The 17,543-nt window shown below is 44.1% G+C and carries 15 protein-coding genes and 1 other annotated feature; of the genes, 5 read left to right on the top strand and 10 right to left on the bottom strand.

Annotated features, from left to right (window positions below; translation table 11 throughout):
• Positions 1 to 139: 139 nt before the first annotated feature.
• Positions 140 to 1,453 carry a branched-chain amino acid transport system II carrier protein gene (gene brnQ, locus QUF19_RS02520; RefSeq protein ID WP_102434692.1) on the bottom strand — a complete coding sequence of 438 codons (1,314 nt, stop codon included), beginning with the start codon at positions 1,451 to 1,453 and terminating at the stop codon, positions 140 to 142.
• 314 nt (positions 1,454 to 1,767) lie between these two features.
• Between brnQ and QUF19_RS02515 the strand changes: the two genes are divergently transcribed.
• Positions 1,768 to 2,496: a tRNA1(Val) (adenine(37)-N6)-methyltransferase gene (locus QUF19_RS02515; RefSeq protein ID WP_286295587.1), complete on the top strand. Its 729-nt coding sequence runs from the start codon at positions 1,768 to 1,770 to the stop codon at positions 2,494 to 2,496.
• Between the two features lie 107 nt (positions 2,497 to 2,603).
• The gene (gene srmB / locus QUF19_RS02510; protein WP_054542689.1) at positions 2,604 to 3,869 is read left to right on the top strand and encodes an ATP-dependent RNA helicase SrmB; all 1,266 of its coding nucleotides are present in this window, start codon (positions 2,604 to 2,606) and stop codon (positions 3,867 to 3,869) included.
• Positions 3,870 to 4,049: 180 nt separating this feature from the next.
• Here the strand turns inward: srmB and yaaA are convergent, their stop codons facing one another.
• Entirely contained in the window at positions 4,050 to 4,826 is a 777-nt protein-coding gene (gene yaaA, locus QUF19_RS02505) for a peroxide stress protein YaaA (RefSeq protein ID WP_286295586.1), read from the bottom strand.
• Between the two features lie 260 nt (positions 4,827 to 5,086).
• Positions 5,087 to 6,517 carry an alanine/glycine:cation symporter family protein gene (locus QUF19_RS02500; protein ID WP_192889976.1) on the bottom strand — a complete coding sequence of 477 codons (1,431 nt, stop codon included), beginning with the start codon at positions 6,515 to 6,517 and terminating at the stop codon, positions 5,087 to 5,089.
• 710 nt (positions 6,518 to 7,227) lie between these two features.
• Here QUF19_RS02500 and QUF19_RS02495 point away from each other — a divergent pair.
• Entirely contained in the window at positions 7,228 to 7,416 is a 189-nt protein-coding gene (locus QUF19_RS02495; protein ID WP_102434690.1) for a DUF3545 family protein, read from the top strand.
• A 75-nt stretch (positions 7,417 to 7,491) separates the two neighbouring features.
• Here QUF19_RS02495 and QUF19_RS02490 read toward each other — a convergent pair whose 3' ends face one another.
• The 3 genes from QUF19_RS02490 to nfo all read right to left on the bottom strand — a co-directional run bounded on the left by QUF19_RS02490 (position 7,492) and on the right by nfo (position 10,138).
• The gene (locus QUF19_RS02490) at positions 7,492 to 8,043 is read right to left on the bottom strand and encodes a hemerythrin domain-containing protein (RefSeq protein WP_286295585.1); all 552 of its coding nucleotides are present in this window, start codon (positions 8,041 to 8,043) and stop codon (positions 7,492 to 7,494) included.
• An 86-nt stretch (positions 8,044 to 8,129) separates the two neighbouring features.
• A complete protein-coding gene (ung, locus tag QUF19_RS02485) occupies positions 8,130 to 8,810 on the bottom strand; it encodes a uracil-DNA glycosylase (protein ID WP_286295584.1) in 681 nt (226 codons plus the stop codon).
• Positions 8,811 to 9,229: 419 nt separating this feature from the next.
• Positions 9,230 to 10,138 carry a deoxyribonuclease IV gene (nfo, locus tag QUF19_RS02480; protein ID WP_048669583.1) on the bottom strand — a complete coding sequence of 303 codons (909 nt, stop codon included), beginning with the start codon at positions 10,136 to 10,138 and terminating at the stop codon, positions 9,230 to 9,232.
• A 326-nt stretch (positions 10,139 to 10,464) separates the two neighbouring features.
• On the opposite strand from nfo, the gene grcA reads away from it, so the two are divergent.
• Positions 10,465 to 10,842 (top strand): autonomous glycyl radical cofactor GrcA, encoded by a 378-nt coding sequence (grcA, locus tag QUF19_RS02475; RefSeq protein ID WP_009848415.1) that lies wholly within the window; start codon positions 10,465 to 10,467, stop codon positions 10,840 to 10,842.
• A 192-nt stretch (positions 10,843 to 11,034) separates the two neighbouring features.
• On the opposite strand, the gene QUF19_RS02470 is transcribed toward grcA, so the two are convergent.
• The 4 genes from QUF19_RS02470 to thrA form a co-directional block, all read right to left on the bottom strand.
• The gene (locus QUF19_RS02470; RefSeq protein WP_102434723.1) at positions 11,035 to 11,694 is read right to left on the bottom strand and encodes an NADPH-dependent FMN reductase; all 660 of its coding nucleotides are present in this window, start codon (positions 11,692 to 11,694) and stop codon (positions 11,035 to 11,037) included.
• A 182-nt stretch (positions 11,695 to 11,876) separates the two neighbouring features.
• Positions 11,877 to 13,163: a threonine synthase gene (gene thrC, locus QUF19_RS02465; protein WP_065105625.1), complete on the bottom strand. Its 1,287-nt coding sequence runs from the start codon at positions 13,161 to 13,163 to the stop codon at positions 11,877 to 11,879.
• Positions 13,160 to 14,116, bottom strand: a complete 957-nt coding sequence (gene thrB / locus QUF19_RS02460) for a homoserine kinase (protein ID WP_009848413.1) — start codon at positions 14,114 to 14,116, stop codon at positions 13,160 to 13,162. Before thrB ends, thrC begins: the two co-directional genes overlap by 4 nt.
• A 17-nt stretch (positions 14,117 to 14,133) precedes the next feature.
• Positions 14,134 to 16,593, bottom strand: coding sequence for a bifunctional aspartate kinase/homoserine dehydrogenase I (gene thrA, locus QUF19_RS02455; protein ID WP_286295583.1), 2,460 nt, complete (start codon positions 16,591 to 16,593; stop codon positions 14,134 to 14,136).
• 29 nt (positions 16,594 to 16,622) lie between these two features.
• Positions 16,623 to 16,742, bottom strand: a sequence feature (Thr leader region).
• Between the two features lie 317 nt (positions 16,743 to 17,059).
• Here thrA and QUF19_RS02450 point away from each other — a divergent pair.
• Positions 17,060 to 17,536, top strand: coding sequence for a ribonuclease regulator (locus QUF19_RS02450; protein WP_286295582.1), 477 nt, complete (start codon positions 17,060 to 17,062; stop codon positions 17,534 to 17,536).
• Positions 17,537 to 17,543: the final 7 nt, after the last annotated feature.

The raw sequence follows: 17,543 nt of genomic DNA, 5'->3' as shown, positions 1-17,543 counted from the left end.
AGAGCTAAGAACTAAGAGCTTCAGGCAGAAAGAACATCATCGATTAGATACAAAAAGGCCTCATTACTGCGAAGTAATGAGGCCTTTTCTATTCAACTTTGTATTGAATACGGACTAACGATTTAATCTCAACGGAAGATTAAATAGTCTCTTCCGCCATCTCTTGCTCTGTTGATTTACCAACAAAGAACATACAGATGATTGCAGCAGCAGTTGGAAGTAACCAACCCATACCGATCTCAAACAGTGGCAGCATCTTAAGTGCAGACACATCGACACCCGCTACTTTAGCGCCATCAATAAGAGCAAACAGCAGTGACACTAATACCACCACGCGGTAAGCCGCTTTTGGATTAGGGAAACGGCTACGCAAGAACGTCAGTGCTACTAGAGCGATAGCTACTGGGTAAAGCGCAAACAAGACTGGTACAGACAGAGAAATCAGCTGAGAAAGACCAACGTTCGCTACAGTTGCACAAGCTACACCATTGATGATTACCCAAGTCTTGTAAGACAGCGGTGTTAGCGAGCTGAAGTAATCAGAACATGCTGATACAAGGCCAATCGCCGTTGTTAGACACGCCAATAGTACGATCACAGAAAGTACTAGCTGACCAGAAGGACCAAACAAAGATTGAACGTATAGGCTTAAGATAGCGCCGCCATTGTCCGCACCCGCTGCAACTGTTGCACTTGTTGCGCCCAGGAAGAACAGAGAGATGTAAACAAACGCTAGACCAGCAGCTGCAATGCAACCTGCGCTGATCAGATACTTAGTCGTCGCTGCACGGTCAGTAATGCCCTTGCTACGAATCGCGTCAACAATCAGCATACCAAACATCAAAGAAGCAAAAGTATCCATGGTGTTGTAGCCTTCAAGGAAACCTTTGGTCATTGGCTGAGTGATGTACTCACCGTGAGCCGCAAGAATATCGCCTTGAGGATTAACGAATACAGCGATCGCCAGTACAACCAAACCAACGAATAGTGCAGGTGTTAGGACCTTACCAATCACGTCGATAAGCTTACCTTGCGACCATGAGAAGAACATCGCTACCACAAAAAATGCAATCGAAAAAAGAGTGAGGTGAGCTTGAGAGGCATCGATGAAGAACGGTTTCACCGCCATCTCATAAGCAACAAGACCGGTACGAGGCGCAGCAAATGCAGGACCGATAATGATGAAGATCAGCACAGCCATGATAGTTGCAGCTTGCTTAGGAAGGTCTTTGGTTAGATGACCCCAAGAGCCACCCGCCACTGCAACTGCGACGATAGTGATTAACGGCAGACCAACGGCGGTCAGCAGGAAACCAGACATCGCTGGAAGAAAGTGGTCACCAGCCAATTGGCCAGCAAGAGGTGGGAAGATGATGTTACCCGCACCTAAGAAAAACGCAAAAAGCATAAAGCCCAATGCCATTATATCTGTTAGTTTTAGACTCTGTTTCACAGATAATCCTTAATTATATTTATGAATTTATGTTGTGTTTACATGAATGTTACAGCTCAAGGCTGCCAATCAATCTATAAAATAGTCGCGCATAATGACGAAACGCTCGCCTAGCTGCAAGTCACCATAAAAAAACACCATATAAATTTGCATATACGAACAAAAAGCAGTGGATTCCACTGGATATAGAAAAATAGCCATAATTATAAACTAACCATAATTCACAACAATAGCTCTCCAAGCAGAACATTGATTCATACAAATTATTAACATTAGAGCTAATCACTTAAAATATCTCGATACTCAGAACATTCATGAAAGACAAAACGGTAGAAACCAAAAGCTTCGATTTCAAAAAATTCTCTATTTACGGTGGACAGAGCGGTATGCCTGTCAGTACCGACGGAGTGCTACTCGGTGCATGGGTTAACCTTGCGGAAAAAGAGTCGGTACTTGATATAGGGACAGGCACAGGATTATTAGCTTTGATGGCGGCTCAACGTTTCGAAGGTGCCTTAATCTCGGCCATTGATATTGATCAGCACGCGATCCATGCCGCGACCATCAATATTGAACAGTCGCCTTGGCAAGATCGTATTCGCCTTCACCAAGGCAGTATTTTAACGGCCGAGTTTCCTCAAGCATTTGATGCCATCATTTGTAATCCCCCTTATTTCAATTCAGGTGAGCAGGCACAGCAAAGTCAAAGGGCCACCGCTAGACACACAACAAGTTTGGATCATCTTGAACTCGCTAAACGCTGTTTCGAACTCACAACAGAGAGTGCAACCGCAAGCTTCATACTGCCAACGCCAGAAGGGGAAAGCTTTATTAAACTGGCTCAACAATGTGGTTGGTACCTAGCAAAACGCCTTGATGTGAAAACAACCGACAAAAAACCGCCAAGCAGAATCCTGTTTGAACTATCTAAAGATCCTGCTTGTGAGCGAGATCTTCAGTGTGAATCGCTTACAATCCATGGTGATGGTGGTTATAGCGAGGCATTTATTGCACTTACTAAAGATTTTTATCTCAAGATGTAGCAAATACCATGTGATCCTAATCACTAATGCTTCTATAATGTCCGACTACTCTTTTTTATCGTCTGCTGTTAGAAGCAGAAACATTTATTGCTTGTGGAGAAACAACAGTGATCAGAACCTTTGCAGAACTCGATCTAAACCAAGAGCTGCTTAAAGCAATTGACGAAATGGGCTACGAACGCCCTACACAGATACAAGCTGAAGCTATCCCACAAGCGTTAGATGGAAGAGACGTTTTGGCTTCTGCGCCAACAGGTACCGGTAAAACAGCTTCATTTGTACTGCCAGCACTGCAATACCTACTGGACTTCCCACGTAAGAAGTCAGGTCCTGCACGTATGCTTATCCTGACGCCAACGCGTGAACTAGCAATGCAGATCACCGAGCAAGCTCGTGAGCTCGCTAAGTACACCAGCCTAAATATCTTTACGATCACTGGCGGCGTGATGTACCAAGAGCACGCTGACATCTTAAGTACGACTCAAGATATCGTGGTGGCAACACCTGGTCGTCTGATGGAATACATTGAAGGTGAGCGTTTCGATTGTCGTGCGATTGAATGGTTAGTTCTGGATGAAGCAGACCGCATGCTAGATATGGGCTTTGGCCCGGTTGTGGACCGTTTATCAGCAGAATGTCGCTGGCGTAAACAAACTTTACTTTTCTCAGCAACGCTAGAAGGTAAAGGTATTGAAGGTTTCACTGAAGATCTTCTGAAAAACCCAGCAGAGATCGATGCAAAATCATCATTGCGTGAACGTAAGAAGATCACTCAATGGTATCACCGCGCCGATTCAGCTAAGCACAAGCTTGATATCCTAAAACATATCATCACAGAGCAAGCTGAACGTAGCATCATCTTCTTGAAGACTCGTGACCGCCTAGGTGAGCTGCGAGCTCAACTAGAAAGCGCACAGATCCCATGTGTATGGATCCAAGGTGAAATGCCTCAAGATCGTCGTAACAACGCAATTTCTCGTTTCCGCGATGGTTCTATCAACGTACTGCTGGCAACTGACGTCGCAGCTCGTGGTATCGACCTTCCAGATGTGAGCCACGTTATTAACTACGACATGCCACGTACTGCAGATGTCTACCTACATCGTATCGGCCGTACGGCTCGTGCAGGTAAAAAAGGTAACGCGGTTTCTATCATTGAAGCACACGACCAGCTAATGATTGAACGTGTGGCTCGTTACACTGAAGATGCAATCAAAGAACGCTTCATCGAAGGCATGCGCCCAACGCATAAGAAAGCCGCGGTAACGAAGAAGAAGAAACCGAAGAAAGAAGACAAGAAAGCGGTAGCGAAGCAAAAAATTGCTAAGAAAAAGAAAATCGCTAAGAAAAAGAAAGCCGTTAAGAACAAGTAATCTAGTCGTCTTTCAATGATTCAATAAAAAGCCCCATGCAGTTATCTGCATGGGGCTTTTCTTTGTCTAGCTTATTATTGTCTGGCCTGTTATTAGGCTAAATAACTCGTCTCTAATTTTAATTACAGGCTAAAGCCGAAGTAACTCGTTAACCAAGAGTGACTAATTAACCAAGAGCTACTAGTTTTGCTCTTCACGCTTGAAGACTAACTCTTTCGCATTCGACTCTTCTTCAACGAAGTAGTAACCCGCGATATCAAACTTGGTCAGCGCTTCGACTGAATCGATTTTGTTCTCAATGATGTAGCGAGCCATCATGCCACGCGCTTTCTTCGCGTAAAAGCTGATCACCTTGTACTGGCCATTCTTGCAGTCTTTAAAAACTGGCGTGATGATTTGACCATCAAGGCTCTTCGGCTTCACCGCTTTAAAGTATTCGTTCGATGCTAGGTTGATCAACACATTATCGCCTTGAGCGTTCAACGCTTCATTCAGCTTGTCTGTGATGATATTGCCCCAGAACTGATACAAGTTAGTGCCACGTTCATTAGCTAAGCGTGTGCCCATCTCTAGGCGGTAAGGCTGCATCAAATCCAATGGCTTCAATAACCCATATAGGCCAGAAAGCATGCGCAGGTGATTCTGTGCGTAGTCAAAATCATCGTCCGACAGTGTTTCAGCATCTAAGCCAGTGTAGACATCACCTTTGAACGCCAAAATAGCTTGGCGAGCATTCTCTTGGGTAAAGGTCTCGCTCCATTGCTCAAAGCGCGCTACGTTCAGCCCAGCAATCTTATCGCTTACTTTCATCAGCGCTGATACATCAGCAGGTGTCAGCTTACGACACACTTCAATAAGCTCTGCAGAGTGTTCAATAAACTCTGGCTGGCTGAAGCGCTCAGTCGCTAATGGTGATTCGTAATCTAATGTCTTGGCTGGAGAAACGACAACTAACATAACTTTACCCTAATCGGTTATCTAACTGGATGCAGCTAGAGTATAGAAAAAACATCAACTTGTCTTTATGACTCTTCCTATTACTTTGATAGACAGATCTAGCTATAAGTCTCTTGCAAAGAAAAATCGTTAACAAAGAAAAAGTCGCAGACAGATAGAAACTGCAAACAGATAGAAATCGCAGGCAAAGAAAAAGGCTAAGGTCGAAACCTTAGCCTTTCTAATGATTTTAGGATGAGCGATGAATCGCCCCAACAAGATTACTTCTTCTTGTTGTTAACCCAAATACCATCTTCCAATTGAGCTTTAAGCTCTGGGAAATCATCCGCATCGAACGTAGGTACTTTACCCGCGTCTAATTGACGGTTGTAGTCTTTCGCTAGCTTAATCACGATGCCCGATAGCAAGATGATCGCTACCAAGTTCACAATCGCCATTAAACCCATCGATACATCAGCTAATGCCCATACCGTTGGTAGTGTCGCGAGAGAGCCGAACATAACCATACCCAACACAACGATACGGAACAGCACTAGGCCCTTCTTGTTGTTGTGCTCTAGGAAGATAAGGTTCGTTTCAGCGTACGAGTAGTTTGCAATGATTGAAGTGAAAGCGAAGAAGAAAATCGCTACCGCTACAAAGATGCCGCCCCATTCGCCAACTTGTGCGGTTAGTGCACGTTGCGTTAGTTCGATACCTGTTACTTCACCGTGTGGTACATACTCACCAGACATCAGGATGATTGCTACTGTTGCAGAACAGATAACAATCGTGTCCATGAACACGCCTAGCATTTGCACATAACCTTGTGATGCAGGGTGCGGTGGGTAAGGCGTAGCAGAGGCTGCTGCGTTTGGCGCAGAACCCATACCCGCTTCGTTCGAGAACAAACCACGTTTGATGCCGTTAATCATCGCTTGTGCGATTGCGTAACCTAGGCCACCCGCTGCTGCTTCTTGCAGGCCGAATGCACTCTTGAAGATAAGAGCCAGAACTTCAGGCACTTTCTCAATGTTCATTAGCATCACGTAGATAGCGATAGCTAAGTACGCCAGCGCCATAACTGGAACAATGATTTCTGCAGTGCGAGCAATCTTACGGATACCACCGAAGATAACGAATGCAGAGATAATAACGATACCAACACCAACGTAGCTACGCTCAAAGTCGAATGCCGTATTCATTGCACTTGCAATCGCGTTCGCTTGAACTGCGTTGAAGACTAGACCGAATGCGATGATTAGGAAGATAGAGAATAGAACCCCCATCCAACGCATACCTAGGCCTTTCTCCATGTAGTATGCAGGACCGCCACGGTAGTTACCGTCGTTATCACGTGTTTTGTATAGCTGTGCTAGTGTGCTTTCTGCAAACGATGTTGCCATACCTAGCATGGCAATTAGCCACATCCAGAAGATAGCACCAGGGCCACCAGCGGTAAGAGCAACAGCAACACCAGCCATGTTACCTGTACCTACACGAGCTGCGAGACTAGTACAAAGAGCTTGGAAAGAAGAGATACCAGCACTGTCTGCTTTACGGCTGTTTCTAAGAACAGAGAACATGTGGCCGAAATGGCGGAATTGAATGAAGCCTAGTCGTACAGTGAAGTAGATACCCACACCAACGAGTAAGTAAACTAAGATAGATCCCCAAAGGAGATCGTTCATCAAATTGATTAAGTCTGTCACGTGAACCTCGTAATTGAGTTTAAGCACTGATCTTGCTTCCGAGCCTTCCTCTAAATCGCCTATGCCAGTGTCAATGTTGTATCGGCATTCGTTTTATATTTATTTGTTGCGATCTAGATTGTAAATGTCGCTTCATGCATCCATTTTACGTATCAGTGTATTTTTTGACGGGCGGATAATGCAGTGAGACGACCTAAAAATCAATATGCAAATAGATTAATATTCAAATGACATTTCACTAATAACACACCTTTTGTTAACACAATTTTCAACAATCAGGCCCAATAAAAGTCACATTATCGGGACATAATATCAACAATGGCCAGCGCCTTGGTTTAACAAGAATGGCATTCGATAAAAATAGCACCAGCCTAGGTTTTACAAGGTATAGTGAAGATCTGTGATTTTTTCTATGGCGATTAAATCCCTCTCCCTCATCACACAATACGCAGCTGTATGCATTGTCGTTAAAGTACTATTCCTTTCGCACAATGAATTAACATTAAAACACGGATAATTTAATCGTTTACGTCAGTCTGTTTGCTTGTTTTTTATACAGAAAATAAAGAGCAATGTGTGAGCATGCATAGGAAATGCAAACAAAACCTTCATAGATTTGAAACAAATGAGAAACAAATCAAGGTTATTGTAGAACCAAATATGGTATCTAATAGTCTGTAAAGACTAGCCCACGGATGGAGATATAGCTTATGGACAACTTTCAATTTGATGAAATATCAGAACTAGAATTACCACGCGCTACTACCAAGACTCGCTCAAAACCACTTAAACGAAAATGGCGAGAAATCGAGGCGATCAACGACCGTCGACAGCTTGAGAAAGAGCTCAGAGAGATGAACCTTGGACTCGATTTTAGCTTAGACGATATTAAGCTTTAATCAGAACAACAAATAAATAGAATGATAAAGGCACCTAAACGGTGCCTTTATTTTTTGTGAGAGCCAATCCATTCACTACACACATTCGCCTTCACTTTGGCGAACTCGATCAGCTAATTGCTTATATTGGTCCGCGATGGTTTGGCCGAATACAGGGTCATCTTCAGGCAGTTGCCATTGCGATTCGACCTCTTGCCAATCTTGCACCGTAAACGCCTCCACAATCTTAGGGATGATGAACCTCTCTTCCAGTTCCATATGCTTTTTCTGAACAGAGACAAAACCTTCTAATTGTTCAATGAAAAACTGCTGAGGAACAACCGCATCTTGCAGGATCATATCGACCAAACCTAAAAAGTCAGCCGTTTTCTCAGAAAGCAGTTGATGCTCTAACTCCAAGTCTTCAATCACTTGGTCACTGCCATACTGCTTGAGATAGTAGCGGTAAATAATGTCTTCTTTAGGGTGATGCACCTTATCTGAATGGTTCATCAAGTAATGAACCACCTCAGCGATCAAGCTATAGTTAATGTCACGCTCTTGCTTCAGGCACTCTAATTTATTTTTGAGAATCGCGAGCAAACGAGCCATATAGCCGTGCTCTCTTCTTATCCTTTCAATCATCATAGTATTGCACTCCATTACACCTACTATTTATAAGTGTATATGAAGATGGCAATTTGTGGTTTGACCCTGCTCAGAAAATCATCAATCTACAGTGTCAGTGGTAATGTCCAATCGATAGGCTGTTGATTAATAGAAGAGAGTAGCTCGTTGGTCATCGAGAAATGCTGACAACCGAAGAAACCACGACGTGCTGATAATGGTGATGGATGCGGTGCGACCAACACATGATGTTTGTCTGCATCAATGGCTTGGCCTTTCTTCTGGGCATGCGCGCCCCACAGTAAGAAGATGATCGGCTCAGAACGCTGATTTAGCTCAGCAATGATGGTATCGGTAAAGGTTTCCCAGCCACACTTGGCATGTGAGTGTGCTTTTGCCTCTTCTACTGTCAGTACCGTATTCAACATTAACACCCCTTGAGATGCCCAAGTATCAAGGTAACCATGACTAGGGATCTCAAAGCCCTCTATATCTTGTGCGAGTTCTTTGTACATATTACGCAGAGACGGTGGGATTTTAACGCCAGGTAGCACAGAGAATGCTAAGCCGTGAGCTTGGTTAGCGCCGTGATAAGGGTCTTGCCCAAGGATAACTACGCGTACAGACTCAAAGGGCGTCATATCGAAAGCACTGAACACCTGCTCTTGGGGAGGATAGATGGCTTTCCCACTATTACGTTGTTGTTCGACAAAAGCGAGAACACTCTGAAAGTAGGCTTTCTCACGTTCATCATTAATAATGGATTCCCAAGTCTTTGGTGCGCTCATCGTTTTACTTCCCCAATCATCAAGGTTTCTAGGTTTCGCCAGACAAAAAAATAGCTGTATCGGCTAACTGTCCTAAATAAGGCTCTAGTTATACCTCATACAGCTATCAATAAACATGATGTGTAGGGTTCACTTGTTGATGAATCATAATAATCAGTTCAAGTTGTGTTTATCTCGATTAACCACTTTTTTGCGGTGTACGATAATGGCCGTGACTATGCACATGACGGTTTGGTGTCGGTAAACGACTGGCGACAGCTGCAGCTACAGTTGAAGTTGAAGTTGAAGTTGAAGTTTGGGCTTGTGAATACATAAAGGCACCTCCTCTAAGACATCGTGAACTACATATTCACTTTAATACTATGAAAGAAAGGTGCCAATTTTTAGGAATAGCAGGAAATTAATTATTCCCTCTATTATTACGCTTCTTCGCTCGCTAGCGTTGCTGAGCGATGAAACATTCTAAGTTGTTGAATTTCCTCTTTCCAGATCGTCGAATCAATGGTTTCCAAGATAAGAGGGATACCATTAAAGCGAGAATCTGAGCCAATATATTCAAAACAATCCCAGCCAATTTCACCTTTTCCTAAAGAATGGTGTCTATCAACTCGGCTTGCGAACTCAGCTTTTGAATCATTGATGTGCATTGCTCTTAGATAGTGCATGCCCACAATGCGATCGAACTCTGCAAAAGTATGCTCACACGCTTCTTTTGTTCGTAGGTCGTAACCGGCAGTAAAGGTATGGCAGGTATCTAAACAAACGCCAACGCGTGACTTATCTTCTACTTGGTCGATGATCTCTGCTAGGTGCTCAAACTTCCAGCCAAGGTTCGTGCCCTGCCCTGAGGTATTCTCAATCACCGCAATTACATCAGGCACCGCTTGATGAGCCAAGTTGATCGACTCAGCGATCTTGGCCAAACATTCGCTTTCTGAGATTTTCTTTAAATGACTCCCAGGATGAAAATTCAAAAGCGTCAGTCCAAGTTGATTACAACGCTCCATTTCATCAATAAAAGCCGCACGCGATTTCTCTAGCTTCTCTTCTTCTGGTGCTCCTAAGTTAATAAGGTAGGAATCATGAGGAAGAATGTGCTCAGCGCTAAAACCTAACATTTTGCAGTTGGCTTTAAAGGCGCTGATGGTTTTGGCTTCTAGCGGTTTTGCTGCCCACTGTCTTTGGTTTTTAGTAAACAGCGCAAAAGCATTGGCACCGATCTCTCTTGCACGCATTGGCGCCTGATCAACACCGCCTGCAGCAGACACATGAGCGCCAATAAACTTAATATTGGTTTGAGGTTTTGAAGATGAATTATTGTTTGTCATTAAATCACTTTACACTTTCAGAATGCTTAATAAATAAAGGGTCGTATCGTTTGTAGTTCAATAAAAACACAACAAATGTAGTAAACTTACAACAAATAAGACTGTTAAATATTTTTTATATTTTAAAATATTTTGTAATCACTTTGTTTTCAAAGGTTTTATTGATTTACCTCAATATAATCACCTTTGTAAAAATATGGTTTTTGGTTGTTTTTTGACTTAAATCAATGTTAACCTTACTAATATTAGGTATATATTACCCAGCTCAATAAAAATCGAAAGTTAACACCATAATCAAACCACATTCAGTGGACTAGGAGATAGTTATGATCCAAGGTATTCAAATTACTAAAGCAGCAAACGATGACCTACTAAACTCAATCTGGCTACTAGATAGCGAGAAGAATGAAGCTCGTTGTGTTGTTGCTACTTCAGGTTTCGAAGCTGACCAAGTTATCTCAGCTGCAGACCTAGGCGAGTACGAAAGCCGTGAAGTTGCAATCGAAGCAGCACCACGCATCGAAGGTGGTCAACACCTAAACGTTAACGTTCTTAAGCGTGAAACGCTAGAAGATGCTGTTGCTCACCCAGAGAACTATCCACAGCTAACTATCCGTGTATCGGGTTACGCTGTACGTTTCAACTCTCTAACTACTGAACAGCAACGTGACGTTATCGCACGTACGTTCACTGAGTCTCTATAATCTCAGTAAAGTAGAGCGTTAAAGATTTAAAAAGCTTGGTCAGAAATGGCCAAGCTTTTTTAGTTTTAGTGTTATCAACTTATTGTCGCTAACTTCTTATCCCTAACTATCTCAACGCAAAATCAACCAAGTATCTCAACGCTGTATCAGCTAACTCAGAATCAACCAAGCACTGTCACCAATCAAATCTAGTTATGGCGCATTTCGTTGAGAAGGATCTTTGGTGAAGGCTTTCGCTAAAGCGGTTGGATCGACATTCTCTCTTTGCAACGCCGCTCCTTGCGCCCACCACATCAACTGATGGAAGGTACGGTTCATGTACTCATCCCATTGTGCTTGTTCTGACTCTTGAACAACACAGCCCTCTTCATCAAACACTTCTTGTGCTTTAGGCAGATGAATCATCGCAGAAACCGGTAAGCAACCTAACTCAGATAGGAAGGTTCGCATCGAAACGGATGCTCTTGCCCCGCCCCATTGACCCGCAGAGTAAGTCACAATCGCACTCGGTTTATATGAAAATAGCGAGCTGCCAAAATGGTTGAGAATATTAGCTAGTGCTGGGCTCATCGAATGATTGTATTCCGGGCTAACCATCACATATCCGTCAGCCTTTGCGATCTTGTCGGCTAATTCTGCAAGATGTGCTGGCACCTTAGAACGATGATACGAAAACTCAGGCTTAAACACATCGCCAAAATCGTAATTCAAAGGGTCGATGATTTCGACCGTATGCTCAGAATGCTTATCCACCAGTAACTTTTCACACGCCTTGCTGACTCTCATCCCTAATCGAGCAGGTCTTGGTGGTGTGCTCTCACGTACAGAGCCAAGAAAAATCAAAAAATTCATACTATCCCTTTTATTAAACTTTGGTTCAGTCAGTTACCGAGCGTGAGCCAACCCCATCAAGCTGAAGAAATACTGCACTAGAGCTTACTTCTAAAAATCACTCAGGCAATAAAAAAGGCGAATGATTGCTCATTCACCTTTCTCGTAACCATCTAAGTTCTACACTTTACGTTTCTAAAAAATTACGCAGGTTGAACTCGACGAAGTACCACTTTCAAAGCTTCAAAATCATTATCTAGGTCTTCAGACAACAACTCCATCACCGCGTGCTTAGCCAGCGGGCCAGGAAGTTCAATGTCAGTACCTAAGATGTCATCAACCACTTCTTTGAATTTAGCCGGGTGTGCCGTACATAAGAACAGGCCTGTCTCGTTCTCTTGCAGTTGCTCTTCCAGTAGACGGTAAGCAATCGCACCATGAGGTTCACACAGGTAGCCTTGAGCTTTTAGGTCGCGTACTGATTCAGCACTCTGCTCATCAGATACTTTACCTTTACCCAAAGTATCCAGTCCCCAACCTTTCAGTTGGCATAGCTCTTCGATACGTGGCCAGTTGTTTGGTTGGCTAACATCCATCGCGTTCGATGTTGTTGCAACCGTTGGTTTTGGATCCCATTGACCTGTTTCTAGGTAACGAGGAACCGTGTCGTTTTCGTTGGTTGCTGCAATGAAGCGTTTAACTGGTAAGCCTAGCGCTTTCGCTAATAGACCCGCAGTTAGGTTACCAAAGTTACCACTTGGTACAGAGATAACTAGGTTTTCACGTTGCTCTTTGGTTAGCTGAGAAGCCGCTTCAAAGTAGTAACAAATCTGAGCCATCAAACGGCTAATGTTGATTGAGTTTGCTGAGTTTAAGCCAATCTCTTTGCGCAGTTCAGCGTCGTCAAACGCGTCTTTTACGAGTGCCTGACACGCATCAAAATCGCCATCAATCGCGACAGTATGGATGTTCTTACCTAGCGTACAGAATAGCTTTTCTTGCAGTGGGCTGATCTTACCTTTCGGGTATAGGATAACAACGTTGATGTTTTCCATGCCGTAGAAAGCATGCGCAACCGCCGCACCAGTGTCACCCGATGTTGCCGTTAAGATAGTGATTTGACCGCCATCAGAAACCGCTGCCAAAGATTGAGCCATAAAACGGCCACCGAAATCTTTAAATGCTAACGTTGGACCGTGAAACAGTTCAAGTGCGTAAACACCATCTTTCACTTGGTTGATCGGTGCTGGGAATTGGAATGCCGCATCCACTAGTTGATCAATCTGTTCTTTTGGTAATTCATCACCAATTAGAGCAGAAAGAATCTTTGAACTACGAGGGACAAAGTCCTCTGCAAGTAGCGCATCGATGTCATCGAACTTAGGCAGCTCTGATGGGAAAAATAGACCTTGGTTACGGCCTAGACCTTGACGAACGGCTTGGCCAAAAGAGACTTGCTCATCGTTTTCTTTGATGTTGTACAGCTTCATAACTCACTTCCTGTAACGATCGAACCTTGTTTATCTAAGCGACAAACGTGGACGAATCCTTCTTCATTTTGTACGTAATTTTGTTCTAACCAGCGTGCAACACGCTCGGCGACATCTTGTTCTTTGCAAATGCTAAATAGCGTAGGGCCACTACCAGAAATTCCGGTTGCTAATGCTCCTGCTGACGTTGCATATTTGCGTGCGTCAGCAAACCCTGGAAGCAGTTTCTCACGATATGGTTCAGCAATCACGTCTTTGATCATCTTAGCCGCTAGCTCTGGCTGACCAGAGTGACAAGCATGAATGAAGCCCGCTAAATGACGACCATGAGCAATCACATCTTGACGGCGATACTGAGAAGGCAAGATCTCTCGCGCTTCAGCCGTTGAGACCTTGATGCCCGGGTAAGCCATTACCCAATACCAATCATCAAAACATGGAACCTCTTGGCTAATAATGCCTAATTCTTCAAGCATAAGCTGCACACCACCAAGGTAACATGGTGCAACGTTATCGTAATGTATGCCGCCTGAAATCTTACCTTCCATCTCACCCATCAGAGCGAGCAGTTCAGTTTCATTCAACGGTTGACCATGAAAACGGTTCAAGGCATCAAGCGCCGCGACAATTGAACATGCACTCGACCCTAAACCGGAACCGATAGGCATGTTCTTTTCTAGCGTCATCTCTAGAGACTTAACTGAGATACCTTTCTTATCTAACTCGCGAGAGAACACAACCCAGCAGTCGTAGACAATATTTTCTTTGGTTTCAGTTGGCAGCTTAGAAACAAAGCTGCCTGCTGTTTTTAACGAGAATGGTTCATCACCGGCTTTAACCATTACTCGGTCACCAAGCAATGTGCCATCAACTGGAGACACTGCGGCCCCCAGCACATCAAAACCTACACTGACATTGCCGATTGATGCAGGAGCATAAACGACAACATCCATATCACTTGAACTCATTCCTAAACTCCTAATTTCCAACCAAGAGTACGCATCACATCAGAGAATACGCCTGCTGCTGTAACTTCAGTACCTGCACCGTAGCCACGCAGAACGAGTGGGATTGGCTGGTAGTAACGGCTGTAGAATGCCAGAGCGTTCTCGCCATCTTTAATCTTAAACATTGGGTCATCGCCATCAACAGCTGCGATACGAACCTTACATTTACCTTCAGCGATCTCACCAACATAACGAAGTACTTTGCCTTCTTCTGCTGCGATAGCTGACTGCTCTTTGAAGTATGCATCCGCTTCAGGCAAGCGAGCCATGAACTCATCAACCGTACCTGAATCATCAAAACCCGGTGGCAATGCTTGATCAACTTCAACATCTTCAAGCTCAAGTGCCATACCTGCTTCACGAGCAAGAATAAGCAGCTTACGCGCAACGTCCATACCAGACAGATCATCACGAGGATCCGGTTCAGTGAAGCCGTTATCTTTTGCAATGTTGGTTGCTTGGCTGAGTGTCATACCTTCATCAAGCTTACCGAAGATGTAAGACAGTGAACCAGAAAGAATGCCGTTGAACTTCTCAAGCTCATCACCTGCAGAGATTAGGTTCTGTAGGTTTTCGATTACCGGTAGACCTGCGCCTACTGTTGTCTCGTACATCAACTTACGACGAGAATTACGTGCCACTTCACGAAGCTGATGGTAGTAAGCCATGCTTGCCGTGTTGGCTTTTTTGTTTGGTGTTACAACGTGGAAACCAGCCGCTAGGAAATCAGCATATTGTCCTGCAATACCTTCGCTAGACGTACAATCAACCAACACAGGGTTGATGATGTGGTTACGTTGAACAAGTGCCGCTAAACGCGCGAGGCTAAACTCTTCTGTCGCGCTCGACATACGATCACGCCACTGTTCTAGCGGTAGACCGTCGCTGTCTAGCAACAAACCTTTGCTGTTTGCTAGGCCACATACGCGAATAACGATGCCTTTTTCAGCCAGTTTGCCTTGTTGACGTTGGATCTGGTCAACAAGCTCACCACCAACACCGCCAACACCAACGACGAAGACGTCAAGGAAGTGCTTAGAGTTGAATAGGTTTTCGTGACACGCTTTGATTGCTTCTGAGATTTTATCTTCAGGGATAACCGCAGAGATAGCGCGCTCTGAAGAGCCTTGAGCAATAGCAACGATGTTAACGTTCACTTCAGCTAAAGAAGAGAAGAACTGAGAAGCAACACCACGTGATGTACGCATACCGTCACCCACCAGCGTCACAATCGCAACATCATCCATGAACTCAACTGGCTCTAATAGGCCATCTTTAAGTTCAAGTTCAAATGCGTCTGACAACACTTGCTTCGCTTTCACTTTGTCAGCTGATTCAATACAGAAGCTGATGCTGTACTCTGAAGAAGATTGAGTAATTAGGACGATAGAAACGCCTGCAGAAGACATCGCGCCGAATACACGACTCGCCATGCCGACCATGCCCTTCATACCAGGTCCTGATACGTTAACCATCGTTAGGTCACTTAGCGTAGTGATGCCTTTGATCGCTAGGTTATCTTCGCCAGTGTCTTGGCCAATCAAAGTGCCAGCACCCTGTGGGTTGAAGCTGTTTTTGATCAGACATGGAATATGGAATTGCGCGATAGGTGCGATTGTTTTCGGGTGTAGAACTGAAGCACCGAAGTAAGAAAGCTCCATCGCTTCTTGGTAGCTAAGTGATTTAAGAAGACGGGCATCATCCACTAAGCGTGGGTCACAGTTGTAAACGCCATCGACGTCAGTCCAGATTTCACAACAGTCAGCACGCAGACACGCTGCCAATACAGCCGCAGAATAGTCTGAGCCATTACGACCTAGTGTGACTAGCTCGCCTTTTTCATTACCCGCCGTAAAGCCAGGCATTATGTTAACGTGACCTTGTGGAAGTGGCGATTGACGGAAGTTCTGTGTAGAAATGTCCACATCAACCATAGCTTCAAGGTGGTCACCTTTAGCATAGAGGTATTCCACTGGGTCAATCAGGCTTGCTGGCTGACCTTTCGCTTCTAATACCGCTTTCATTAACTGAATCGAGATTCGCTCACCTTTACTGATGATGCGAGCATTAACATGGTTCGGGCACATGCCCAGTAAGTTAATACCATTCACGAACTGCTTAAGTTGAGCAAGAGAGGTATCAACCTGCTCTTGAAACGCAGCGCCATCAACTGAAGGCAATACCGCTTGAATCTCTGTAAACAATGCAGCGAATGATGATTCGATCTCGGCAATCTGTACGTCTGCTTCACCATTTTTTAGTGCTGCTTCAATAACAGCAACCAGCTTATTTGTTGTTTTTCCTGGAGCCGATAGTACAACGGCTAGCTCTTCTTGCTGGGCATTATTAGCGATGATATCTGCTGCTCGTAAAAAACGATCTGCATCAGCTAATGATGAACCTCCAAACTTTAAAACGCGCATCCCTTTCTCCATAAGTCATAAAAATGGTACAAAAAAAGGCCTGTATCTTGTTGGATACAGGCCTTTTTTTTTAAAATCCGTTACTTAGCAGCCTGCCCCAACAATGTTAATGTCGGTAATAATAATGGTGGTGGTCATTACTAGGTGGCTTAAGTGCTGCATATCAAATTCTCTGCTTGTGCTTTACTCTACGTGTATCAATTTTTACCACTAGACGTCAATGAAAAGTTGCGTTTTTTTTACATTCACACCGTTTTTCAGAGCAAACCGTCATTTAAGGGATAAAACACCCTGCATCAACCTGCCATTCAGAGACTGGATTAACTCATCAAACAAACAAAGGTAAGCAGTTGCATATATAGTCATAACAAAATGCTATATCGATTGTGCAGCGAACGTACAAATTCTGTGCTTTAATTGAACGATAACGTTCGAAGAACAATAATAATGACATCAGGGGTGGGAAGTGAAGAGATTACTTATTCTTTTAGTTTTTGCTGTGCCTGCTGTTTGTTCTGCGGATGACTTACCTATATTAAGCGGTTTACCTCTGCTACCAAGCCAGATAGACCTCTCTTCTCACAAGTTCTTTATCTCAACCCAAAACGCCTCTAGTGAAAGCTTCGATACGTGGAAAGTAGACAGCGGCTATTCCTACAGTCTATTTGCTGATGTCGACCTTTATGTAGGTGCACGTATTAACAGTGACTCGCTCAAATACGAAAGTGGTTTCTTGAGTGGGGTGAGCTATCAATTCTCTGAACGCATCTCTTTCAACAGCTCTCTGCATACATATAAAGACGAGACAGAAGATAACGACAAGTCAGTGGCCGCCGAAGTATCGAGCCGTGTCCAGCTAACAGACAATTTAGATATGCATGCCACCCTTGATTATGAAGAGTGGCAACGCGGTGTTGAAGTGGGATTGGGCTTTCGCTTTTAATCCAGCA

It is taken from the genome of Vibrio sp. FE10, assembly GCF_030297155.1.
Taxonomy (GTDB): domain Bacteria; phylum Pseudomonadota; class Gammaproteobacteria; order Enterobacterales; family Vibrionaceae; genus Vibrio; species Vibrio apostichopi.
Note: the sequence above shows the minus strand (reverse complement) of the source record. Positions and strands in the feature narration are given on the sequence as shown.